The sequence below is a fragment of the Saccharopolyspora gloriosae genome, from assembly GCF_014203325.1.
Lineage (GTDB): Bacteria > Actinomycetota > Actinomycetes > Mycobacteriales > Pseudonocardiaceae > Saccharopolyspora_C > Saccharopolyspora_C gloriosae.
This window is the reverse complement of the sequence record NZ_JACHIV010000001.1, coordinates 6,179,758-6,202,955: the sequence shown is the minus strand read 5'-3', so window position 1 is coordinate 6,202,955 and position 23,198 is coordinate 6,179,758. Positions and strand designations below refer to the sequence as shown.

Annotated in this window: 20 protein-coding genes; 12 read left to right on the top strand and 8 right to left on the bottom strand. The window is 73.2% G+C overall.

Annotated elements, in window-relative coordinates:
• Nucleotides 1-63: 63 nt before the first annotated feature.
• A complete protein-coding gene (acs, locus tag BJ969_RS26870) occupies nucleotides 64-2,043 on the bottom strand; it encodes an acetate--CoA ligase (RefSeq protein ID WP_184483606.1) in 1,980 nt (659 codons plus the stop codon).
• A gap of 270 nt (nucleotides 2,044-2,313) precedes the next feature.
• On the opposite strand from acs, the gene BJ969_RS26865 reads away from it, so the two are divergent.
• Both BJ969_RS26865 and BJ969_RS26860 read left to right on the top strand, forming a co-directional pair.
• Nucleotides 2,314-3,069 carry a Fic family protein gene (locus BJ969_RS26865; protein WP_184483604.1) on the top strand — a complete coding sequence of 252 codons (756 nt, stop codon included), beginning with the start codon at nucleotides 2,314-2,316 and terminating at the stop codon, nucleotides 3,067-3,069.
• 116 nt (nucleotides 3,070-3,185) lie between these two features.
• Nucleotides 3,186-4,118 carry a nucleoside hydrolase gene (locus tag BJ969_RS26860; protein ID WP_184483602.1) on the top strand — a complete coding sequence of 311 codons (933 nt, stop codon included), beginning with the start codon at nucleotides 3,186-3,188 and terminating at the stop codon, nucleotides 4,116-4,118.
• Between the two features lie 14 nt (nucleotides 4,119-4,132).
• On the opposite strand, the gene murQ is transcribed toward BJ969_RS26860, so the two are convergent.
• Both murQ and BJ969_RS26850 read right to left on the bottom strand, forming a co-directional pair.
• Nucleotides 4,133-5,062, bottom strand: a complete 930-nt coding sequence (gene murQ / locus BJ969_RS26855) for an N-acetylmuramic acid 6-phosphate etherase (RefSeq protein WP_184483600.1) — start codon at nucleotides 5,060-5,062, stop codon at nucleotides 4,133-4,135.
• Nucleotides 5,059-5,985, bottom strand: a complete 927-nt coding sequence (locus tag BJ969_RS26850) for a MurR/RpiR family transcriptional regulator (RefSeq protein ID WP_184483598.1) — start codon at nucleotides 5,983-5,985, stop codon at nucleotides 5,059-5,061. The genes murQ and BJ969_RS26850 overlap by 4 nt, the downstream gene beginning before the upstream one ends.
• Before the next feature lie 181 nt (nucleotides 5,986-6,166).
• On the opposite strand from BJ969_RS26850, the gene BJ969_RS26845 reads away from it, so the two are divergent.
• Nucleotides 6,167-7,804 (top strand): hypothetical protein, encoded by a 1,638-nt coding sequence (locus BJ969_RS26845; RefSeq protein ID WP_184483596.1) that lies wholly within the window; start codon nucleotides 6,167-6,169, stop codon nucleotides 7,802-7,804.
• Complete coding sequence (locus BJ969_RS26840; RefSeq protein WP_184483594.1) at nucleotides 7,801-9,627, top strand: hypothetical protein; 1,827 nt, start codon at nucleotides 7,801-7,803, stop codon at nucleotides 9,625-9,627. Before BJ969_RS26845 ends, BJ969_RS26840 begins: the two co-directional genes overlap by 4 nt.
• A 3-nt stretch (nucleotides 9,628-9,630) precedes the next feature.
• On the opposite strand, the gene BJ969_RS26835 is transcribed toward BJ969_RS26840, so the two are convergent.
• The 5 genes from BJ969_RS26835 to BJ969_RS26815 all read right to left on the bottom strand — a co-directional run bounded on the left by BJ969_RS26835 (nucleotide 9,631) and on the right by BJ969_RS26815 (nucleotide 16,307).
• The gene (locus BJ969_RS26835) at nucleotides 9,631-10,020 is read right to left on the bottom strand and encodes a PPOX class F420-dependent oxidoreductase (RefSeq protein WP_184483592.1); all 390 of its coding nucleotides are present in this window, start codon (nucleotides 10,018-10,020) and stop codon (nucleotides 9,631-9,633) included.
• A gap of 102 nt (nucleotides 10,021-10,122) precedes the next feature.
• Nucleotides 10,123-11,871 carry a serine hydrolase domain-containing protein gene (locus tag BJ969_RS26830; protein WP_184483590.1) on the bottom strand — a complete coding sequence of 583 codons (1,749 nt, stop codon included), beginning with the start codon at nucleotides 11,869-11,871 and terminating at the stop codon, nucleotides 10,123-10,125.
• 21 nt (nucleotides 11,872-11,892) lie between these two features.
• A complete protein-coding gene (locus BJ969_RS26825) occupies nucleotides 11,893-13,140 on the bottom strand; it encodes an exo-beta-N-acetylmuramidase NamZ family protein (RefSeq protein WP_184483588.1) in 1,248 nt (415 codons plus the stop codon).
• Nucleotides 13,141-13,144: 4 nt separating this feature from the next.
• Entirely contained in the window at nucleotides 13,145-14,950 is a 1,806-nt protein-coding gene (locus BJ969_RS26820; protein WP_343071609.1) for a glycoside hydrolase family 3 protein, read from the bottom strand.
• Nucleotides 14,951-15,467: 517 nt separating this feature from the next.
• The gene (locus BJ969_RS26815) at nucleotides 15,468-16,307 is read right to left on the bottom strand and encodes an HAD-IB family hydrolase (protein WP_184483586.1); all 840 of its coding nucleotides are present in this window, start codon (nucleotides 16,305-16,307) and stop codon (nucleotides 15,468-15,470) included.
• 695 nt (nucleotides 16,308-17,002) lie between these two features.
• Here BJ969_RS26815 and ssd point away from each other — a divergent pair.
• The 8 genes from ssd (at nucleotide 17,003) to BJ969_RS26775 (ending at nucleotide 23,183) form a co-directional block, all read left to right on the top strand.
• Nucleotides 17,003-18,121 (top strand): septum site-determining protein Ssd, encoded by a 1,119-nt coding sequence (gene ssd / locus BJ969_RS26810; protein WP_184483584.1) that lies wholly within the window; start codon nucleotides 17,003-17,005, stop codon nucleotides 18,119-18,121.
• Entirely contained in the window at nucleotides 18,106-19,275 is a 1,170-nt protein-coding gene (locus BJ969_RS26805) for a TadA family conjugal transfer-associated ATPase (RefSeq protein WP_184483581.1), read from the top strand. Before ssd ends, BJ969_RS26805 begins: the two co-directional genes overlap by 16 nt.
• Nucleotides 19,269-20,084, top strand: coding sequence for a type II secretion system F family protein (locus tag BJ969_RS26800; RefSeq protein WP_184483579.1), 816 nt, complete (start codon nucleotides 19,269-19,271; stop codon nucleotides 20,082-20,084). The genes BJ969_RS26805 and BJ969_RS26800 overlap by 7 nt, the downstream gene beginning before the upstream one ends.
• Nucleotides 20,081-20,845: a type II secretion system F family protein gene (locus BJ969_RS26795; protein ID WP_184483577.1), complete on the top strand. Its 765-nt coding sequence runs from the start codon at nucleotides 20,081-20,083 to the stop codon at nucleotides 20,843-20,845. Before BJ969_RS26800 ends, BJ969_RS26795 begins: the two co-directional genes overlap by 4 nt.
• 206 nt (nucleotides 20,846-21,051) lie before the next feature.
• Nucleotides 21,052-21,255 (top strand): DUF4244 domain-containing protein, encoded by a 204-nt coding sequence (locus tag BJ969_RS30410; RefSeq protein ID WP_425503618.1) that lies wholly within the window; start codon nucleotides 21,052-21,054, stop codon nucleotides 21,253-21,255.
• Nucleotides 21,256-21,362: 107 nt separating this feature from the next.
• Nucleotides 21,363-21,722: a TadE family type IV pilus minor pilin gene (locus BJ969_RS26785; protein ID WP_184483572.1), complete on the top strand. Its 360-nt coding sequence runs from the start codon at nucleotides 21,363-21,365 to the stop codon at nucleotides 21,720-21,722.
• Nucleotides 21,719-22,171 (top strand): Rv3654c family TadE-like protein, encoded by a 453-nt coding sequence (locus BJ969_RS30700; RefSeq protein WP_184483569.1) that lies wholly within the window; start codon nucleotides 21,719-21,721, stop codon nucleotides 22,169-22,171. Before BJ969_RS26785 ends, BJ969_RS30700 begins: the two co-directional genes overlap by 4 nt.
• 367 nt (nucleotides 22,172-22,538) lie before the next feature.
• Nucleotides 22,539-23,183 (top strand): bifunctional DNA primase/polymerase, encoded by a 645-nt coding sequence (locus tag BJ969_RS26775; RefSeq protein ID WP_343071608.1) that lies wholly within the window; start codon nucleotides 22,539-22,541, stop codon nucleotides 23,181-23,183.
• The last annotated feature ends 15 nt before the right edge of the window (nucleotides 23,184-23,198 follow it).

Sequence of the window (23,198 nt, the reverse complement as noted above, 5' to 3'; positions counted from 1 at the left end):
GCGACGCGCGCGAGAAGGCCCGGTCCCGCGCAGGAGACCGGGCCTTCTCAGCGCGGTGCGATGTCACTCGTCGGAGGACTTGTTCAGGCCCTTCGAGATGAGGTCCATGACCGAGGAGTCCGCCAGCGTCGAGACGTCGCCGACCTCGCGGTTCTCCGCGACGTCCCGCAGCAGCCTGCGCATGATCTTGCCGGAGCGCGTCTTCGGCAGCTCCTGCACGACCATGATCTGCCGCGGCTTCGCGATCGGGCCGATCTCGTGCGACACGTGGTCGCGCAGCGCCTTCAGCGCCGCCTCCCCGCCCGAGCCGTCGGCGGCGTTGCCGCGCAGGATCACGAACGCGACGATGCCCTGCCCGGTGGTCGGGTCGCTCGCGCCGACGACCGCGGCCTCCGCGACCGTCGGGTGCGACACCAGCGCCGATTCGACCTCGGTGGTGGAGATGCGGTGCCCGGAGACGTTCATGACGTCGTCCACCCGGCCCAGCAGCCACACGTCGCCGTCCTCGTCGTACTTCGCGCCGTCACCGGCGAAGTAGTACCCGAGGTCGGCGAACTTCGACCAGTAGGTGTCCTTGAAGCGCTGATCGTCGCCCCAGATGCCGCGCAGCATCGCCGGCCACGGCTTGTCCAGGACCAGCAGTCCGCCCCCGCCGGGGCCGACGTCCTCACCGGTCTCGTCGACGACCTTCGCGGAGATGCCCGGCAGCGCGACCTGCGCCGAACCGGGCTTGGTCGCGGTGACGCCGGGCAGCGGCGAGATCATGATCGCCCCGGTCTCGGTCTGCCACCAGGTGTCCACGATCGGGGCCTTGCCGCCGCCGATGTTGTCCCGGTACCAGATCCAGGCCTCGGGGTTGATCGGTTCGCCGACGGAGCCGAGCACGCGCAGCGAGGACAGGTCGTACTTCGCCGGGATCTCCGCGCCCCACTTCATGAACGTGCGGATCGTCGTCGGCGCCGTGTAGTACAGCGTCACGCCGTACTTCTGCACGATCTCCCAGTGCCTGCCCTCGTGCGGGCTGTTCGGCGTTCCCTCGTAGATGACCTGCGACGACCCGTTGGCCAGCGGCCCGTACACGATGTAGGTGTGCCCGGTGACCCAGCCGATGTCGGCGGTGCACCAGTACACGTCCGACTCCGGCTTCAGGTCGAAGACGTTGCGGTGCGTGTAGGCGGCCTGGGTGAGGTAGCCGCCGGAGGTGTGCAGGATGCCCTTCGGGCTCCCGGTGGTGCCGGAGGTGTAGAGGATGAACAGCGGGTGCTCGGAGTCGAACACCTCCGGGGTGTGCTGGTCGGACTGCGGCTCGACGACGTCGTGCCACCACTTGTCCCGCTCGTTCCACTGCACGTCGGTGGCGGTGCGCTTGACCACGAGCACGTGCTCGACGCTCGGGGTGTGCTGCACGGCCTCGTCGACGTTGGCCTTCAGCGGCGCGGCCTTGCCGCGGCGGTACTGGCCGTCGCAGGTGATGACGACCTTCGCCTCGGCGTCGTTGATCCGGGCGCGCAGCGCTTCCGAGGAGAAGCCGCCGAACACGACGCTGTGCAGCGCGCCGAGGCGCGCGCAGGCGAGCATCGAGAACACGGCTTCGGGCAGCATCGGCAGGTAGATGGCGACGCGGTCGCCGGCGCCGACGCCGAGCGAGGCGAGCGCGTTCGCGGTGCGGCTGACTTCGCGCTGCAGCTCGGCGTAGGTGATCTCGCGGCTGTCGCCGGGCTCGCCTTCCCAGTGGATCGCGACCCGGTCGCCGTTGCCGTCGTCGACGTGGCGGTCCACGCAGTTGTAGGCGACGTTGAGCTTGCCGCCGACGAACCACTTCGCGAACGGCGCGTCGGACCAGTCGAGGACCTGCTCCCACTTGGTGTCCCAGTGCAGGTGTTCGGCTTGGTCGGCCCAGAACCCCTCCCGGTCGGCCGCCGCCCTGTCGTACATCTCCGACGTTGCGTTGGCCGATGCGGCGAACTCCGCCGGCGGCGGGAACGTCCTGCTCTCGGTGAGCAGGTTGTCCAGGGTCTTGCTCGGCCCGTCGGGCTGGCTCATTGCGGGGAACCTCCCTGCTGGCGGACGGCTGATGTCTTCTAGACCGTAATGCGATGGGGCTCACTCCGACAGAGCCGGAAAAATCGGTGTGGACCAATTCGGCCGGAGGAGGTGTTCCCCCGAGCCCCGCACCAGGGAGTCAGTCTCAAGCCGAAAACGTTGCAATCGAGTTGCCAAACGATCGGGCGACCCGCCGTGACGAGGGGTCGAGCGCCGTCCGAACACGGGTTGTCCGCTCGCCGCACCGACCGGCAGGTAGCGTCCAGCCCCGTGAGTGCCCAAGAGTCGTTGCTCCCGCTGCTGGAGCTGCCCGGTGTCACCGACGCGGTCGCCGCCGCGCGGACGGCGATCGACGAGATCCACCGGCACCCGGCGAACCGCCGCGGCTGGCCCGCGACCAGCGCCGAGGCCTCGGTGCGAGCCGCGCGCGCCTCGGCCGCCGTCGCCGGTGGCGCCACCGAGATCCCGGACAGCGGCGAGGTCAGCGACCCGCTGCTGGCGGGCGCGCTGCGCGTGGCGGAGGCGCTGGGGCCGTTGCTGCCCACCTGGCAGCGCGCGCCGCTGCAGGCGCTGGCGCGGCTGCACGTGCTGGCCGCCGCGGACCTCCCCGGTGACCCGGAGCGGCTGGGCAGGCCGCGGGCCGACGAGGCCGTGTCGGGCAGGCTCGACCTGCTCTCCCAGGTGGTCGCGGACGCGGGCGGCAAATCCCAAGGCGTCGTGCCGGGCCCCGTGCAGGCGGCCGTCGTGCACGGAGAGCTGCTCGCGCTGGCCCCGTTCGGCGAGGTCGACGGCATCGTGGCGCGGGCCGCCGCGCGGCTCAGCGTGATCGGCAGCGGACTCGACCCGAAGGGCCTGGTCGTCCCGGAGGTCGCGTACTTCCGGCGGCAGGCCGACTACGAGGCCGCGGCGGCGGCGTTCGCCACCGGCGAACCCGACGGGGTCGCGCGGTGGATCGTGCACTGCTGCACGGCGCTGGAGACCGGCGCGCGCGAGGCGAAGTCCATCGCCGACGCCGTCGAAGCCTGATCCGAGGTCGGTGCGAGGAGCCCGCGCAGGGCGCTTCCCCGATCGTCGTGTCGTCAGCGGCGGCGCAGCCGGGAGCTGCGCCGCGCGCATCGTGCTGGAAACGCCGAGGAGCGGACGTGCCCAAGAAAGTCCTGATCGACTGCGATCCGGGTATCGACGACGCGCTGGCCATCGCGTTCGCGCACGGCCGCCCGGAGCTCGAACTCGTCGGGCTCACCACCGTCGCGGGCAACGTGGGCCTGGCGCACACCACGAACAACGCGCGGTGCCTCGCCGAGTTCTACGGCATGGACGTGCCGATCGCGGCGGGCGCCGACCGGCCGCTGGTGCGGGAGGGCGTGCTCGCCGACCAGGTGCACGGCGGCAACGGGCTCGGCGGCGTCGTGCTGCCCGCCGCCGCGACCCCGGTGGTCGACCGGCACGCGGTCGACTTCCTCATCGACGAGCTGGCCGCCGCGCCCGGGCAGATCAGCCTGCTCGCGGTGGGGCCGCTGACGAACATCGCGCTGGCGGTGCGCAAGGAACCCCGGATAGTCGAGTGGGCGCGCGAGTTCGTGATCATGGGCGGCTCGTACACGCGCGGCAACCGCACCCCGGCCGCGGAGTTCAACGTCCTCGCCGACCCCGAGGCCGCCGCGGTCGTGTTCGACGCGGGCTGGCGCACCACGATGATCGGCCTCGACCTGACCGCCCAGGCCCGCGCCACCGCCGACGTGCGCGACCGGTTCGCCGTGCTGGGCCGGTTGGAGTCGGAGCTGCTCTCGCCGATCTTGGACTTCTACGGGCGGCACCCGCACTACCGGGAGCACGGACCGGCGGTGCACGACGCCTGCGCGGTCGCCTACGCGCTCGATCCGGGCCTGTTCACCACGGTGCCCGCGCGGGTCGACGTGGAGATCCACGGCCGGTTCACCTCGGGCATGACCGTCACGGACTTCGCCGCCCCGGCCGCGCGGCACAACGCCGAGGTGGCGACGGTCCTCGACACCGAGCGCTTCTGGGACCGCCTGCTCGAAGCCTTCAGCCACGTCGCCACCGGAATGTCCTGACCCACGCTGGATCTTCAGCCGGACAGGGAGCGGAGGGCTTCGCGGACCTGGCCGTCGGAGACCGCGAGGGCGGCGGCGGCGCGTTCCACGTCGGCGCCGGTGAGCAGGTGCACCAGCGCGGTCTTGAGGTCGCCGCCCGCGGCGCCGAGCGCGTCCGCGCAGTCGTCCTCGGAGGCGTTCGTGGCCTCCCGCAGGATGCCCACGGTGCGTCCGCGCAGCTTCGCGTTCGTCGCGAGCAGGCTGACCATCAGGTTGGAGTAGGTACGTCCCATCCGGACCATCACGGCCGTGGAGAACGACGTGAGCACCAGTTTCTGCGCGGTGCCCGCCTTCATCCGGGTGGATCCCGCGATGGGTTCGGGGCCGGTGTCCACCGCGATCGCCAGGTCGGCGGGGGCGTCGGCGGCCGATTCGGGATTGGCCGACATCAACGCCGTGCCCGCCCCGATCTCGCGGGCCGCGCGCAACGCGCCCAGCACGTACGGCGTGCGGCCGGACGCGGTCAGCCCGAGCACGAAGTCCGAGCTCGTCACCGCCGAGCGCATCGCCGCCGCGCCCGATTCGGTGTCGTCCTCGGCGTTCTCCACCGGCTTCTGGAACGCGCCGCTGCCACCGGCCTGGTGCGCCACGACCCAGTCCGCGGGCACGTTGTAGGTGGGGATGAGCTCCGCCGCGTCGAGCACCGCGAGCCGCCCCGAGGTGCCCGCGCCGACGTAGTGCACCCGCCCGCCGCCGCGCAGCGCGGTGACGGCCATGTCCACCGCCCGCGCCAGTTCGGGCAGCGCCCGGCCCACGGCCTCCGGCACGGTGCGGTCCTCGGCGTTGAGCACCTGCAGGATGTCCAGCGTCGGCAGCAGGTCGATGTCCCTGGTCCGGTCGTTGGTGCGCTCCGTCGGCGCGTTCACTCGCACGGCGGGCTCGTCCGCCGGTGTGTTGCGGCTCATCGACCGTCCTCCTTGTGCCTGCGGCGATCGGGGCGGGCACCGAGCCGGTGCGCGCCGACCGCCTCGTAGGTGACTTCCAGCGCTGCCTTCGTGTCGTCGATCCGTCGTTGCGCCACGCCGATGAACAGGCAGTCGATCACGGTGAGCTGGCCGATGCGGCTGGCCATCGCCCCGGAACGGTAGGTCGTCTCGCGCACCGCCGTGGTGAGCACGTGGTCGGCGATCTCGGTGATGGGGGAGCGGCTGAAGTTGGTGAGCGCCGCCGTGACCGCGCCGCGGTGGCCCGCTTCGCGCAGCGCCTCGATGGTCTCGGTGGTGGCGCCGGTGTGCGAGATGCCGAGCGCCACGTCGCCGTCGCGCAGCAGCGCCGCCGAGGTCAACGCCGCGTGCGTGTCCGACCAGGCGAAGCAGGTCAAGCCGATGCGGTGCAGCTTCTGCTGCAGGTCGAGGGCGACGAAGGCGCTGGCGCCGACGCCGTAGACGTCGATGCGGCGGGCCTGCGCGACGGCGTCGACCACCGCGGACAGGGCGTCCGCGTCGAGCTGGCCCGCGGTCTCCTCCACCGCTTTCGCGTCGGCGTAGGCGACCTTGTCGATGATCTGGTCCAGCCGGTCGTCCGGCTCGATGTCACCGCCCAGGTCGCGGTCCCGGCTGGAGGTGCGCGCGGTGTCGGCGGCGAGGGCGATGCGCAGGTCCGGGTAGCCGCCGACGCCGATGGCCTTGCAGAACCGGGTCACGGTGGTCTCGCTGGTGCCGGCGGCCTCGGCCACGTCGGTGATGCTGCGCCGCGCGATGGAGGCGGGCGCGGACAGCACGATGTTGGCCACCCGCTGCTCGGCTTTGGCCAGACCGGGGAGCAGGGAGCGGATGCGGACCAGGGGGCTGGTCGCACCGGCTTCGGCGGGGGCGTCGTCAATGGCCATGTGGGAAACTTACTAACGTCGATCTGCGCAGGTCAATGCGGGTATCTCCGTGATGTTCGGGATCTTGCCGGTTTGGGCGCGTGGAGCCCTGTCATCGGGGGGACGGTGTTCGGCGCCCGCCGGGTTGCACCGCGGATTCGCTACCCTGCGCAGAGGCGCCGACGGTGCGAAGCGGGGTGACATGAGCGGGCCAGCGGACCTCGGCTCCGAGTTGTTCTGCGCGACCGGGTCGGTCTCGACGTCCGTCGCCGAGCACGCCGAGTTCCTGCTCCAGCAGCACGAGGCCGGTGCCCTGCGGCTCTACGACCGCGGTGCGCTGGACCCCGCGGACCCGGCGGCCCCGCTGCGCCACCGGATGACGTGGCAGCGCGACGGCGACCCGGTCTCGGCGGTGCTGGTGCTGCTCGCGCGGGACGAGCAGGTGCGGTTGTGGTTCGCCGCCCGCTGTCCCGCCGGATGGGGGCACGGCGTGCCGTCGCCGCTGATCCGGGCAGGTCTGGCGCGGTTCCCCCTGGCCGATCCGCGCAGCGGTCTCGCCGTCACCGGTTCCACGCTGCGCGACGACCCGGAGGACGTGGCGGGATTGCTCGCGGCCACGCGGGATCGGCGCGGGGAGACGGCGGTGCTGGTGCGCCACGTCGACCGGGAACCGGGGAGCCCGCTGGTGGTGCCGCGCCGGTCGGCGGAGTTCCGGAAGGCGACGATGGGCTGCGCGTCGATGGTGTTCATCGGCGACGCCGTGGCGCGGCGGCTCGCCGCGGAACTGCCGGAGCGGCTGCGGATCCCGTGGCGTGGCGGCAGGTTGTTCCTCCCGAGCGCCTGGTCCGCCGAGCGCGACGACCCCCGGATGTCCGAAGTGGACGCCGAAGGCGCCGGGGCGTGGCCGGAGGCGGTCGACCTCGCGCTGCGGGTGTCGCGGCGCAGGGAGACCGGCACGGCGGACGCCGAACTGTGGTCGATGCTGTTCACCACCGCCTGGCACGACGAGCGGGTCGCCGACACCCCGGCCGGGCCGGGGGAGCGGTGGTTCGCGGTCGCCGGTGGCGCGGACAAGTCCGACCTGCGCCAGCGCATCCAGGGAGCCGGTGCGCGGCAAGCGGAATCGAAGGAGGCCGCGGCCCGGCGCGCGGACGCGGTGAGCGGGCTGAACGCGGAGATCGACCAGGCCACCGCCAGGCTCGCCGGGCTGGAGCGGTCCCGGCGCAGGCTGGCGAGCGCCGCACTGCGGCTGCGCGCCGAACGCGACGTCGCGCGAGAACGGCTCGCGGGCACCTCCCTCGGCGTCGCTCGCGGCAGGCAGGACGCGGCGGTGCGCTCGGCGCGGGCCGCTGCGCGGCGGCTGGCCGACCGGGAGCAGGAGCTGGAACGGTTGCGGGGCGCGGAGGATCGGTCGCACACCGCGCTCGGACGCGCCGCGGTGCCCGAGCCGATCCGGCCGGTGGAACCCGCCGGGGTGCGCTTCGGCCCGGGGGTCGGCGCGGAGATCGAGCGCCTCGACGACGCGCGGGCGCGGCGGTGCCGGCAGGTGCTCGACCTGCTCGCCGCGCACGCCGCCGCACCCGGCCCTTCGCTCGCCGAGCGGTTGCGCGCCGAAGGGATCGCGCCGGGGGTGCCGTCGCCGGTCGAGCACGCCGCCGTCACCTTCCGGGTGCCGTCCGAAGTCGATCCGTCCGGGTGGGCGCCGTTCCCCGAGTTCGCGCGGCTGGACCACGCCGGTGATCCGCGGTGCGTGCTGCACTACCTGGACGACACCGCCGGGCCCACCGGCGTGGTGCACGTCGGCCACGTCGGACCCGAACTCGCGGCCGGTGCGCCGTGAACGGGGACGCCGGTGGTCCGGCACCGCTGCGCCGCACCGCGTTCTGCGCGGCGGGGCACGCCGACGCTTCGCTGCGCGACGCCGAGCGGTGGCTCGTCCGGTCGCACGAATCCGGGGAGCTGCGGCTGATCGACGCGGGTCGCGAACCCGGCGGTGACCTGCCGCGGCGCTGGCGGGTGAGCTGGGGGCAGGGCTCCGCCGCGGTGCGCGCGTCGCTCGTGGTGTCCCGCGGCGCGGACGGCGGGAACGCGTTCTGGGTGTACGCGGAGGCCGCCCGGCCCTGGTCGATCAGGGACCAGGTCACCCCGGTGCAGAAGCTGGGCCTGCTCGAAGGCGGGCTGCGGGATTCACGCGGGGTGTACTCGCTGACCGAGCAGAACCCGCTGGTGGGCTTGGACGACGTCGAGTTCCTGGTGCACACGTTCGCCGAGGGCATGCGGGACTCGCCGGTGCTCGTCTACAACGACGACTTCGGCCGGTCGCTGCCCTCGGAGCTGGTGCGCTTCCGCAACGCCACCCGCGGACTGTGCGGGCTGCTGCCCGCCGACGATTCCGTCCGCGACCGGGTGAACGCCTTGCTGCCCGCGGACCGCCGCATCCCGGCCCGCGCCGCGCGCCTGTACCTGCCGCCGTGGTGGGTGGCGCACGAACCGGATCCGGTGATCCCGCAGGACCGGTTCGCCCGGCCCGGTGACTGGCGGAAACTGGTGGACGCGGTGCTGCGGGTGAGCACGTGGCGCGCGGGCGGCGCCATCCGCATGACCGGTGAGGCGTGGCAGGCGCTGCTGTTCGATCCGATGCACGACCGGCGCGTCACCGCGGACGCCCGCGGCGGGATGCTGCACTGGCTGCCCGCCGCGGACGACGGCGGTGCGCGGGTGCTGCGCAACCGGCTCAGCGCCGCCGCCGAGCAGGAGGACGTCGCCCGCGACCAGGCGGATTCCGCCGCCGAAGCGCTCGCCGAACGGCGTGCCCGCGCGCAACGGCTGCGGGGGCGGGAGCAGCGCGCACAGCGTTCCCGGCGGCGGCTGGCGGAGCTGGCGGTCCGGTTGCGCCGGGAACGCGACGAGGCGGACGAGGCGTTGCGGTCCGGTTCGGTCCCGGCGGCGTGGCGGGCGGCGCGCGACGCCGAACTTGAGGCGGAGCTGTACGCGGCCGAGCTGGACGACGTCGAGGACGAGCTGCTCCGGCTGCGCCACCGGATCGCCGAGCGGGAACGCGTCGCGGACGAGGACCCCGGTGCGGGCGGAACTTCCAGCGACGGCGGGAGTTCCGTCGAGGACGGGGACCCCGGCGACGCCCCGCCGACCGGGGCACCCGACCCCGCGGACTTCGCCGATCTGCTCACCGCCGTCCGCCGCGACCTGCCCGCGCTGCGCGTCGGCCCCCAGGTCGAACCGTCCGAACTGGACGGACACCGCCGCAGCGCGCAGTGGTTGCGGCGCACCTGGAACGTGCTGGTCCTGCTGGACTCCTACGCGCGTGACCGGGCCGCCGCCACTGATCACGGCCGTCTCGACCTGCGCGGCTTCGCGCACTACGTGCGGGTGCACGGGGGCGAGCGGGGGATCAGCGCGACCTCCGTCGCCTCGGGGGAGACCGAGATGGTGGTCAACACCCCGCGGTTCCGCAACGCCCGCACCTTCCCGGTGCCGCCCGAGGTCGACGCCTCCGGTCACGCGTTCTTCGGCGCCCACGTCAAGATCGACCGCAGTGGCGGCGTCGCGCCCCGGCTGCACTACTTCGACGACACCCGCGGCCCCACCGCCGCCGTCCACATCGGCTACCTCGGCCCGCACCTGCCCAGTCCGGAATCCAACTGACCGTCAGCCCGGTACGTGCTCCGGTTCGACCAGCACGACCACGCGCTCATCTCCGGGCTGCCCCCACTGGTAGACGTCCTCGCCGGTGTACTTCTTCGCCATCTTGTTGATGAACGCGTTCTCCGGATCCGGTTCCGCTCCGACGACCCGGCCGCGGATCTCGACGTAGCGGTACGGGTCGTCCGGGTCGTGCGCGGACAGCGCGATGCGCGGATCCCGTTGCAGGTTCCGGAACTTCTGCCGGGTCGTGGTCTGGCTGAACTTCAGGTACGTGCCGTCCCAGTCGATCCACACCGGGCTGGACTGCGGCTCGCCGCGCGGACCGAGCGTGGCGACGTGCGCGAAGGCGCGCTTGCCGAGGATCTCTTCCAGTTCCCGGGGAATCACGGACATGGCACTGCCTCCCGACGCTCGACTGCGAACACCAGGAACGACACCGCGCTCGCGACGGCTATTCCGCGTCGCGGCGCGGTTCCCCCGTTCGGGAAAGCGGCGTCAGCGGTCCACCTGCCGCCAGCCCTGGGCGACGAGTCCACCGGGTTCGCGCTCGCCGTCGAGCAGCGTGCGCCGCTGGTCGGCGACGGAGATGCCGTCCAGCAGCACTCCGCGCCCGACGTACTGGTCGTCCGGGGAGTAGCGCCAGCGCAGCTGCACCCGCTGCCCCGGCTGCGCGTCCACCGTGCCGCGCACCTGCCACCACGCGCGGTGCCCGGACCCCGCCAGCTCCTGCTGCGGGCCGTCCGGCGCACCCGCGCCCGCCGCCGTCACCGGCACGCGGCGCCACGACCTGCCGCCGTCCGCGCTGGACTCGACGGTGAGCGCGTCGACCCCGTCGCCGTCCCGCTGGGTGTCCACGAACGAATCGAAGGTCACCTCCGCGGGACCGGCGACCGGCCCCAGCTCGCGCGTCGTCAACGTCGCCGGCGCCGCCGCCGGAGCCGCCCACTCCCGCGAACCGCGCGTCGGGCGCACCGCCAGCGACTCCGCCATGCCCTGCGCGAGCGCCTGCCGGGCCTCGTTGTTCGAACCCCACTCGCGCGACGGGTGCACCCGGTTCGTCAGCAGCACCACCACCGAACGCGACAGCGGGTCCAGCACCAGCGACGTCCCGGTGTAGCCCGTGTGCCCCGCGGTCCGGGGACTGCTGAGCCCGGCCATGTACCAGCGCTGGTCCAGCTCGAACCCCAAGCCGTGCGAGTTGCCGGGGAAACCGCCGTTGAAGTCGGTGAGCATCCGATCCACCGAGTCCTCGTCGAGCACCTCGGCCTCGCCGTAGGTGCCGCCGTTGAGCAGCGCCTGCCCCAGGATCGCCAGGTCGTGCGCGGTGGAGAAGATCCCCGCCTCCCCGGCGACACCGCCCAGCGACCACGCGTTCTCGTCGTGCACCTGGCCGCGGACCATGCCGCGCGGCGGGTCCGCCTGGAACTCGGTGGCCGCGATGCGGTCCCGCTTGTCCGCGGGCGGGTTGTACCCCGTGTCGACCATGCCCAGCGGTTCGGTGATGCGGTGGCGCACCACCTCGTCGAGCGGCTCACCCGCCACGCGCGCCACCAGCAAGCCCAGCGTGATCATGTTCGGGTCGGAGTACTCGTACCCCGACCCCGGCGGGTGCTGCGGCGTCAGGTTCATGACGTGCGGAATCCGCTCGTGCGGCGGCAGCTTCCACAGCTGCACCTCGGCCTGCAGACCGGAGGTGTGCGTGAGCAGCTGGCGCACGGTGATCGCTTCCTTGCCGTTGACGCCGAACTCCGACAGGTACCGTGCGACCGGTGCGTCCAGCTCCACCCCGCCGTCCTCGACCTGCTGCAACGCGGCGATCGAGGTGAACAGCTTCGTGATCGAGGCGACGTCGAAGATCGTGTCCGGGCGCATCGGCTCCTGCTGCTGCGGCGGCAGTTCGGTGCCCCGGCCGTCGGCGTAGCGGATCTCCCGGCCGAACGCGTCCTGGCGGACCACCACGCCGTCGTGCGCCAGCAGCGCGACCGCTCCCGCGTACATCGGGTGCTGCCGCCCCGGAGTCACCTCCGTCCACGCCGCGATGCGCCGCATGGCCGCGTCGATCGGCCTCGCGTCGAGACCCGCCTCCTGCGCGGAACCGGGCCGCAGCACGGTGTCCGAGGACGCGAAGCCCTCCTGCGGGCGGTCGAACCGGCCTCCCGGGCCCTCCGGTGCCGAAGCGCACGCGGGACTCGCGGTGGCCGCGGCGACCGATGCCAAGACCAGCGCCGACAGCGTTCTGCGCATCACGACCTCACCCCTCGAACGTCACCGGTACAGCGAATACCGTGTCCGCGACCGGCGGAACCCGGCCAGCTCGGCGTTCCACGAGCCGACGATCTCGTCCACGCCCGCGCCCGCGTCGATCATGGTGCGAACCCGGTCGGTACCGGCCAACTTGTCGAACATGCCGTCCGGGCGCCAGCCGAACACCTGCGGGTACAGCCGCTTCACCGAGACCAGCATGGTGATCGCGACCCGCACCGCGTCGAGCTCGCCGTGCCGGTACAGCTGCACACCGCCGCAGGTCGCCTCCGCGTGCTTGGAGAACGTCGGTACGAAGTAGGTCTCGCGGAACCGAACGCCCTCCAGCCCGGCGGCGTTCAACTCCTCGGCCCACCGCCAGTCGATGCCGGGAGCGCCGATGATCTCGAAGGGGCGCGTCGTGCCCCGGCCTTCGGACAGCACCGTGCCCTCGAACAACCCGGTTCCCGGGTACACCATCGCGGTGTCCGGCGTCGGCATGTTCGGGCTCGGCGGCACCCACGGCACCGCGGGCTGCGCGCCGCGACCGCGCCAGCCCTCGACCCGCACCACCTGCAACCGGTCGCCCAGCGGTGCGTCGAGGAACTGGGCGTCGAACATCTTCGCCAGCTCGCCGATCGTCATGCCGTGCTGCTGCGCGATCGGCAGCAGTCCCACCCCGGAGGCGAACCGCGGGTCCAGGACCGGGCCCGCCACCTGGTGCCCGCCGATCGGGTTCGGCCGGTCCAGCACCACGAACTCCGCGCCGACCTGGGAGGCCGCCCGCATCGCCTCGTACATCGTCCAGATGTAGGTGTAGAAGCGGGCGCCGACGTCGGCGATGTCGAACACGACCCGCTGCACCCCGGCCTTGCGGAACATGCCCGCCAGCGTCGCCACGTCCGCGCCGTACGCGTCGTACACCGGGATGCCGGTGCGCGGATCGGTGACGTCGCCCTCCGAACCGCCGGCCTGCGACGTTCCCCGGAAACCGTGCTCGGGGCCGAACACCGCCGCGATGTCCACCCCCTCGGTGCCGTGCATCGCGTCCACCACGTGCTCCAGCGACGCCAGCACCCCGGTGGGGTTGGTGACGACCCCGAGCCTGCGTCCGGCCAGCCGCTGCCAGCCCTCCGCGGCCAGCACGTCCGCGCCCGTGCGCACCGGCCCGGTCGCCGGATCGTCCGGCGCCGCCGCGCACGCGGTGCCCGCACCCAGCAGCGGGGCGGTCAGCGCGGTCGTCGTCAGGAATCCCCGCCTGTTCAGCGGCATCGGGTCACCAGCTCAATCCGTGGCCGAACGGGAAGCGCTCCGTCCCGGGGGCGTCCGGATCGGGCACCGGCACCGGCAGCCTCCCGGTGGGGCCGATCTCGCCGAGCAGCACCCGCGCCAGCGACTCCATCGCCACCGGCTTGTCCGAGTACGTCGCCACCCAGGTCGGCACCGACTCCACGTAGGCGGCGTCGTACGGGTCCCGCACCGGGACCGCGATCACCCGCACGCCGGAGGCCTGCAACTCGCGCACCAGCACGCGTTGCGGTGCGTTGTCCTCGTTCCACGCCGCGTTGGTGAGCACCACGGCGGTGTCGTGGCCCTTGGCCGCGTCCACGGCCTGCGCGATCTGCTCGGGCGTCGGCGCCATGCCGGTGGGCAGCGCGGTCGTCCGCGGCCCGCGCGCCCCGATCCGCTCGGCGAGCGACTTGGTCGCCTCGTCCCCCGCGCCGGTGACCAGCACTCGGCCCGGATCCCGCAGCGGCAGCTCGTTCGCGTCATTGCGCAGCACCGTCGTCGTGCGGTCGGTGATCCGCTGCGCCTGTTCGCGGTGCTCGGCGCTGCCGACGAGTTCGTCCACCTTCGCCGGGTCGACGAACGGCGCGTCGAGCACGCCGCGCACCCGCTTCATCTCCAAGATCCGCTCGACGCTGGCGTCGATGCGGTCCTCGGTCAACGCGCCCGAGCGCACCGCGCCCAGCACGCCGTCGATCGCCACCGGCAGGTTCTGCGGCATCAGCAGCTGATCGGCGCCCGCCTGCAGCGCCAGCACCGGGATCTCCGCGTCCGAGTGCTGCTGGCGCACCCCGTCCATCTGCAGCGAATCGGTGGAGATCACGCCCCGGAAGCCCAGCTCGTCCCGCAGCATCCCGGTGAGCACCGTCGGCGACAGCGTCGAGGGCTCACCCGAGTCGTCCAGCTTCGGCACCACGATGTGCCCGCTCATCACGACGTCGGCGCCCGCGGCGATCGCCTCGCGGAACGGGGGCGCGTCGAGCTGCTCCCACTGCTCGCGGGTGTGCTCGATGACCGGCAACGAGGTGTGGCTGTCCTGGTTCGTGTCGCCGTGGCCGGGGAAGTGCTTGATCGCCGCGGAGACGCCTTCCGCGCCCGGTTCCTGGTAGCCGCGCACCGCCGCCGCCGACAGCTGCGCGGCCAGCGCCGGATCGGACGAGAAGGAGCGCACCCCGATCACCGGGTTCGCCGGGTTCACGTTCACGTCCCCGCTCGGCGCGAAGTCCTGGTTCAGCCCCATCGCGCGCAGTTCCCCACCGGTGATCCGGGCGGACGCCGCGGCGTCCTGCGGACTGCGGCCCGCGCCCAGCGCCATGTTGCCGGGCAGCTGCGTCGCGGGCTCCCCGATCCGGGTCACCTGGCCCTGCTCCTGATCGGTGGAGATCAGCAGCGGCACCTCGGCCCCGGAGGACAGCGCGGCCCGCTGCACGCCGTTGGAGTGCTCCGCGATCTGCTCCGGGTCGTGGAGGCTGTCGGTCCAGTTGAAGTGGATCAGCCCGCCCAGGTGGTAGCGCTGCACCACTTGAGCCGGGGTGTCCACGCCGAACTCGGCCTTGTTCTCCGGGTGCGGGGAGTCGGCGGAGCGCCCGTAGGCGTAGGTGGTGAACAGCTGGCCGACCTTCTGCTCCAGCGTCATGGCCTGCACCTTGGCCTTGACGGAGGGGTCCACCTCGCTGTGCACGGTGGGGGCGGCCGGTTCCTGGGCGCCCGCGGCGGACAGGCCGCCGCCGACGGCGAGCACGGCGACCGCGCTGCCGAGGACCGCCGTGATCCGGCGGGACTGCTTCGAGCCCACGGGGGACCTCCTGGGGCTGTTGCCCACAGTCCCGTGGCGGGGCGCCGGTTCGGGGTCGGCGGGCGAGGGCGGAAAGTCGTCCACCACAACGCGGGTGGAATCCGGAAGCTACCCACATGCCTTTGCCCGGTCAACGCCATTCGGCGGCGGTGGCGGGGAAAATCCCTGATCAGCTCATCGGAGCGAGGGTCCGCGCCGGGCCTGGCGCATGAACGGCGGCGCCCGCCTCGGCGAGCGCCGCCTTTCGCGTGGTGGACGGGTTACCAAGCGTGCACGAATGTCGTAACTTCCGGGCTAGGCGTCCGGCGTCCCGGTACGCAACCCCGTCGACGACCGGCCTCACGTGGCGGCAGCGCGTGGGTGCTCCGTCTCTACGCACGGAGCCCGGTCCGGGGTGGACGGTGCTTCTCCTCCGCACCGTCCCTGGCCGAGCCAGGGTCCGCACCTCCTTTGTAGCCCTAGGCGCGGACCGCGGCAATCCCTGGCCCGTGGTCGTTTCGGGTGTTGTTCCCGCTGCTCAGCGACCTCGGCGGAAGCGCCGCAGTCCCCACCAGGCCGCACCGGCGGCGGCGACGGCTCCGACGCCGACCCCGGCGGCGGTGACCGCGGCGCGGGACGGGGTGGGGAAGCGGGCGCGCAGCGAGATCGGCTGCTCGAACGCGAGGGACGGCCAGCCGCGCTGCGCGGCCTCCTTGCGCAGGCCGCGGTCCGGGTTGACGGCGGTCGGGTGGCCGACGGCCTCCAGCAGCGGCAGGTCGGTCACCGAGTCCGAGTAGGCGTGGCTGGCGGTGAGGTCGTAGCCGTGCGCCTCGGCGAGTTCGCGGGCCGCCGCGGCCTTGTTCTCCGCCGAGCAGTAGAACTCCACTTCGCCCGTGTACCTGCCGTCGGTGACCACCATCCGGGTGCCGGCGGAATGGTTCGCCCCGAGCAGGGTGGCGATCGGAGCTACGACTTCTTGCCCGGAAGCGGAGAGCACGACAATGTCGTGGCCCTGCTCTTTGTGCTCGGTGATCAGCTGGGTGGCTTCCTTGTAGACCAGCGGATCGACGATGTCGTGGAGGGTTTCCTCGACGATGGCGTTGACCTGTTCGACGTCCCATCCGGCGCACAGCGAGGTGATGTGCGCGCGCATCCGGTCCATCTGATCGGCGTCGGCACCGGCCAGCATGAAGACGAATTGCGCGTAGGCGCTTTTGAGCACCGCCCTGCGGTTGATGAGGCCTTCTTGGAAGAACGGCCTGCTGAATGCGAGCGTGCTCGATTTCGCGATGACCGTTTTGTCCAGGTCGAAGAACGCTGCCGCCCGAGGCTCGGTGGCGGCCGGAGGGTTCGCGGGCGCTGTCACGCCGCACAGCATACGAAACCCCGGGGGTGTCCGGACGGCTGCACGTTCCGCCGAATGCATCAGTCACCCTGGGTGTCGAACGGGGTTCCCGGGTGGGGTGAGTCAGGCGTGCGCGTGGTTCCGATGCCCTGCACGCGGAGTTTTCGGGGGTGCGACCGGAGTCCGACGTTCCTCCTAATGGACGGGGCGCGTGTGGGGGTCGCGGGGCGCTACAGTTAGGGAGTCCGGGAGCCCCGGATGAGTTCAGCTCGACCCCCCGGAGCTGAACTCTCGACGACCCCCGTCCCTCCCCCCTGACGGGGGTCGTCCTTATTCTCCCCGTCCCGCCGACCGGCTCGGCGCATTCGACGGCTCTGCCGCTCCGGCCCCTGGCGGGCTTCGCCCGAACCGCTTCGCGACTTTGCCCGAAGTGTGCCGCGGGCGCTTCTCTTTTCGTTCGTCACCGGTCTCCTCGTGCTGCGCATGACATTGTCCGACAGGTGTGCATGTGCGATTTTCGCTGACCAGGGGTTCGTTTTCGACAACTCTTCACCTTCGGCTTCACTGGACCGGGGGACGGGTTATCCACAGGCCTTCGATTCATCCACAGATTTGCGAATTGGGGATCGACGACGCGTTCCGGCTGGGTCACCGTTGAAGGCGAGCGGGAATTCACCGGATGCACACTTCCGGCCCCGCGATCATCGTGATTCGAACGGGGTCCGCGCATGTCCACGACCACTCCCATGCTCATCACCCAGGACGACGCGCTCGCCGAGGACGTCACCCGCCTCGCCGCCGTGGCGGGCTGTGAGCTGCGCAGACGGGACGGCGCCAACGGGGCGGGCGGCCACTGGCGGGACGCCGCGCTCATCCTGCTCGACGGGCCCGCCGCGGAGGAGGCGTTGGCCGCGGGATTTCCGCGAAGAACGGGCGTCGTGCTGCTGACCAGAGGACAGGTGGAATCCCTGTGGCGACCGGCGTTCGAAGTCGGAGCCGACGCGCTGCTCGACCTGCCAGGTCAGGAATTCCGCCTCGTCGACCTTTTCACCGACCTCGTCGACGGCGTCCGGTCATCGAGTGCCGGGCGGGTGCTGGCCGTGCTCGGCGGAACCGGTGGCGCCGGTGCTTCCACCCTCGCCGCGGCGACCGCGGTGGCCGCCGCTCGCGGTGGTGCCCGCTCGCTGTTGCTGGACTGCGACCCGGCGGGCGGCGGGCTGGACCTGACCGTGGGCGTCGAACGCACCTGCGGCCTGCGCTGGTCCGGGCTGACCATCAGCGGCGGCCGGGTCCCGTCCGGTGCGCTGCACGAGGCGCTGCCCGGTCGGCGCCTGGGATCGGGCCGGCTCACCGTGCTGTCCTGCGACCGGGACGGCTCGTCGGACGGGTTGACCGCGACCTCGGTCCGCGCCGTGCTGGACGCGGGACGCCGAGCGGGGGAGACCGTGGTGTGCGACCTACCGCGAGCGCCGTCCGAACCGGCCGCGGCGGTGCTGCGGCGGGCGGATCTCACGATCATGGTGGTACCGGCGGAGGTCCGCGCGTGCGCCGCCGCCGCGAGCACCGCGGAGCTGGTGCGCGAGCACTCCGCCGGACCGGTGTGCGCCGTGGTGCGCGGCCCGGCGCCCGGCGGCCTGCTGGTCGAGGACATCGAGCGGGCCGTGGGCGTCGACGTGCTGTCGGTGCTGCGGGCGCAGCCGAGCCTGGCGTCCGCCGTCGACCGGGGCGGGTTGTGCGCGACGAGGTCCGGCAGCCGCGGTCCGATCGTGCGCACCGCCGGCGACCTCCTCCGCGCGCTCGACGAGCTCGCGTCCGGACGGGCGGTGGCGTCGTGCACACCGAGCTGATCGAGCGGGTGCGGCGCCGCCTCGCGGGCAGCGGTGCGCCGGTGAGCCCGTCCGCGGTCGCCGCGGCGGTGCGCGAGGAATCCGGCGGGCTGGTCGCCGACACCGATCTGCTCACCGCTCTTCGCGCGCTGCAACAGGAATTCCTCGGTGCCGGGGTCCTCGAACCGCTGCTGCGGGATCCGCGGGTCACCGACGTGCTGGTGACCGCGCCCGACCAGGTGTGGGTCGATCGAGGCGACGGCCTGCGCCGCTGCCCGGTCACGTTCCCCGACGACGACGGGGTGCGCAGGCTCGCCCAGCGGCTCGCGGTCGCCACCGGCAGGCGGCTGGACGAGGCGCAACCCTGGGTCGACGCGTGGTTGCCCGGCGCGGAGGCGGGTGAGGCGGTGCGCCTGCACGCGGTGCTGCCGCCGATCGCCGCGGGCGGCACCTGCCTGTCGCTGCGCGTGCTGCGACCGGCCTCGCACGACGTCGCCGCGCTGCGCCGGCTCGGAGCGTTCGACGAGGAGCTCGCCGGGGTGCTGCGGGAGATCGTGCGCCACCGGCTGGCGTTCCTGGTCACCGGTGGCACCGGCGCGGGCAAGACGACGTTGCTCGCCGCGCTGCTGGGCGAGGTGCCCCAGGACGAACGGATCGTCTGCGTCGAGGAGGCGGGGGAACTGCGGCCCGAACACCCGCACGTCGTCCGGCTGCTCACCAGGCCGCCGAACGTCGAGGGCGCGGGTGAGATCCGGGTGCGCGACTTGGTCCGCCAAGCCCTGCGGATGCGGCCGGACCGGCTGATCGTCGGCGAGGTGCGTGGCGCCGAGGTCTGCGAGCTGCTGGCGGCCTTGAACACCGGACACGACGGGGGTGGCGGCACTGTGCACGCGAACTCCCCGGCCGAGGTCCCGGCCCGGCTGGAGGCGCTGGCCGCGTTGGGCGGGCTGTCCCGCCAGGCGCTGCACAGCCAGCTGGCGGCGGCCGTGCAGGTCGTGCTGCACGTTCGGCGTTCCACCGGCCGCGGCAGGTACCTCGCTGCGGTCGGCGTGCTGCGCCGCGAGGACGACCTGGTGCGGGTGGTGCCCGCCTGGGACCACGCCGCCGGATGGGGCGACGGGCGCCCGGACCTGCTGGCACTGCTGCGGTCCCGGGGAGGTGCGGTGCCGTGCTGAGCTTGCTGGTGCCCGCGGCGGCCTTGTTGAGCTGGCCGGATCAACGAGCCCGAACTCGGCTCGCCGCGATGCGGCCCGCGAACGCGCCAGGGGAGGGACGCGGTTCGTCGCGCGTCCGCGCGGTACCGATCGTCGTGCCGTGCGGGATCGTGGTCGCGGCGCTGCTCGCCGGGGTCGGCGGCCTGCTGGCGTCCGGAGCCGCGGCCGCGGTCGGGCTGTGGTGGTGGCGGGGGCGCGGCGCCGATCGACGACGCCTGGCCCGCGCGGCTGCGCTCGCCGCCGGGCTCCGGCTGCTCGTCGCGGAACTGCGCGCCGGATCGCATCCGGCCGCCGCCGCGGAAGGCGCCGCTGCGGAAGCGGATCCCGCGGTGGGCGGGGTGTTCCGGGACCTGGCCGCGACCGCGCGGCTCGGGGGTGACGCGGCGGCGGTGCTCATCACGGCCGCCGGATCCGCCCCGGCCGAGCGGGACGGGGAGCCGCTGGCACGAGCGGGCCGGGCGTGGGCCTTGGCCGATCGCCACGGCGTCGCGCTGGCGGAACTGCTCGACTCGGTGCGGCGCGATCTTGAGCACCGGGTGGCGTTCGCGCACGACGTCGAGGCGAAGCTGGCCGGCCCGCGCTCGACGGCCGCGGTGCTGGCCGGGTTGCCGCTGCTCGGCCTGGCGCTCGGGCAGGCGTCCGGGGCGGATCCGCTCGCCGTTCTGGCGAACGGGTTGCTCGGGCAGGCGCTGCTGGTCGCCGGGGTCTCGTTGCTGTGCGCCGGTGTGGTGTGGACCGTGCGGCTGACCGAGTCGGTGGTGCGGCCATGAGCGCACACCCGGGACTGCCGTTCGCGGCGTTCCCGCTCGCCGGGCCGTTGCTGCCGTGGGCGATGGCGTTGTGCGGGGTCGCGCTGCTCGCGGTTCCGCGTCGTCGAGCTCGGGCGCGATTGCCGCCGAGCCCCGGAAGGGCGAACCGGTTGCAGTTCCCCGGCAGATGGCTCGGCGAGCGGCAGGCGGTGGTTTCCGCGGCAGTCGCCGGCGGCGTGCTCGGTGCGCTGGCCGGCGGGCCGGTGGTGGGCCTCGCGGTCGCGACCGCAGTGTTCTGGTGGCTGCGCCGCGCCGCGCGTCGGGTCCGGCCGGACCCGGTGGATCCGCTGGTGCTGGCGGCCGGTTGGGACCTGCTCGCCGCCGGCATGCGCGCGGGCCTGCCGCCGGTGGTGCTGGTCCGCGCGGTGGCGGCGGAATTCACCGGTGCCGCGAGCGCGGCCCTGCGGGAAGTGGCGGGGCTGCTCGAACTCGGGGCCGACCCGGTCGCTGCGTGGGAACCGGCGTTGCGCCATCCCGGCACCGCGGAACTGGGGCGTGCGGCTCGGCGGACCGCACGCACCGGCAGTGCGCTGGCCGAGGTCGCGACCGATCTCGCGGCCGAAGCCCGGACGGCGTTGGCCGACCGCGCGCAGGCGCGGGCGCAGCGGGCGGCCGTGTGGGTCGCCGCCCCGCTGGGGCTGTGCTTCCTGCCCGCTTTCCTGTGCTTGGGCGTGCTTCCGGTGGTGGTGGGCATGGTGCAACGACTGCCGATGTCCTGGTGATGAATGCCCGCAGTTCGTCCATTGTGGACTGTTGGATTGCTGGACCCGGTCGTGCGCGTCCGGGAACAGCGGCGAGGCCGAAGGAATTCGGCGACGGACGACCGGCCGCACCGGCCGGTGGGAGCAAGGAGAGTGCGATGGCGATTCGAACGGCCGAATCGACGGTGAGGGTGGTCCGAGCACGCGGCGGTGGGCCGCTGGCCTGGGTGGCGTTCGGCAACGAGTTCGCTCGACGGCGCTGGCGAGCGCTGCTGTGCGGCGACGGAGGGATGAGCACGGCGGAGTACGCGATCGGGACCGTCGCCGCGGCCGCGTTCGCCGGGTTGCTCTACACCGTGGTGACCGGGGATTCGGTGACCGCGGCGCTCACCTCGCTCGTCGAGCGCGCACTGCAGAGCGGTGTCGAGTGACTGCCCCGGCGACCTCGTCCCGCAGCGCGCGCGGTCCGACGGCCGCCCCTGATCGGCCCGGCCGAACGGTCCGCGGATCAGCGTGGCTCGCTCGGGACGGTGGTGCGGTGACCGTCGAAGCGGCGCTGGGCATCGGTGCGGTGGTCGCGGTGTTCCTGCTCGCGGTGTCCGCGATGAGCGCGCTGCTGGGACAGTTGCGCTGCATCGACGCCTCCGTCGAAGCGGCCCGGCTGGCGGCTCGCGGCGACCGGGACGGAGCTCGTGCCGCGGTGGCGCGACTCGCCCCGGCGGGCACGACGCTGACGATCTCCACCGGGCCCGAGCTGGCCACGGCGGAGGTCACCGCGCCGCCCGGCACGGGACTGCTTCCGGAGGGCTGGCGTCGCAGCCGTGCGTCGGCGGTCGTCGAACCGGGGGTGGAGGCATCCGGGAGCGTCGAACCCGTGCGGCCGGAGGCGGTGCCGTGACCAGCGGTGCGGCGGGCGCGGCGCGACGCGCGCCCGCCGTCCACCGCCGGGCCGAGCGGCGAGAGCGGCACGAGCGGACCGAGCGGCGGGAGCGGCGGGAGCGGCGGGAGGGCGGAGTCGCCACCGTGCTCGCGGCGGTGCTCACCCTCGGGCTGGTCGCGATCGCGGGTTTCGGTCTGGTGCTCGGATCAGCCATGCTGGCGCGGCATCGGGCCGAAGGAGCCGCGGATCTCGCGGCGCTCGGGGCGGCGGCGCGTGCTCCGCGCGGTTCCGAGCACGCCTGCGCGGCGGCGGGTGCGGTCGCGGACGCGATGCGGGTGCGGCTGCTCGACTGCGCGCTCGACGGGCCGGACGCCCGGATCGTCGTCGCAACCCGCGCGGGACTCGGGGCGGAGCTGCTATCGACGCAGGTCACGGCGCGATCGAGGGCAGGTCCCGTGCGTCGCTGACGGTCGCGGGACGGCGTTGAGCGGTCCCGCTTCCCGGTCCAGCGACCGATGATCGCGAACGAGCGGCCGGGAACCGACACTCCGGCATATCAGCGCCCCTCTCAGCACCCGCACGCTCGTCGCCGCTGAGCGACCGGTCGTCGACATGGGGGGTGTACGGGGGTGGGTGGGATGACGTTGATTGATGGTGCGGAAGCGAGCAGGAGATCCCGACATCGTGGTCGGTCTCAGGTGAACGGTCGCGGTGCAGCGACCCGCCGGTGCGAAAGCATCCGCCACGGTCAGGTGAGGAGAGGTAATGGACTGGTCAGCGGACAGGCGGCCCAGTGCTTCCGGAGCGAACGCTTCCGGAGGGGCCGGTGCTGCTGTGGAGGCCAGTGTCTCCGGATGGGCGAGCGCCTTCCGGATCGAGTTGCGGGTGCAGGCCATCGAGCTGGCATCCCGCGGCTGGTCGGTGCTGCCCGGTACGTACCCGGCCGGCTACGAGGCGGGTGTTCCCGTCTGGTCCGGTTCCGAGGCTGCGCGGCCGAGCGGAGCGACCCACCCCGTTCCCGTCCACGCGGACTGGCAGGAGCGGCTCGGCGCCGACGTGCGCCAGGTCGCGAACTGGTGGTCCGAGGAGCCCTACAGCCTGCTCGTCGCGACCGGTGAGCAGGTCGAAGCGCTCGAAACCGGCCCCGAGCTGGGCAGGCGCGCCGCGCGGGCACTGCGCTCGCTGGGCGTTCCGGTCCCGATCGTGGCCACCCCCGACGCCCGCTGGTACTTCCTCGCCGCCGGTGGTTCCGCTACCGCGGCGTGCCCCGAGCTCGTGGCGGCGGGAGCGGTTCGCAGGCACAGCACCGGCAGCTGGCTGCCGGTTCCCCCGAGCACTTTCCACCACGGCGTCGTGCACTGGAGGGTCAAGCCGGAGGTCTGCGGGTGGCGGTTGCCGTCGCCCGAGATCATCGGTGACGCCCTGCGCGCCGGTGCGGACGCCGTCCCAGACGTGGCAGAACTCGTCGTGGCGGGCTGATACCCCGCGACGACC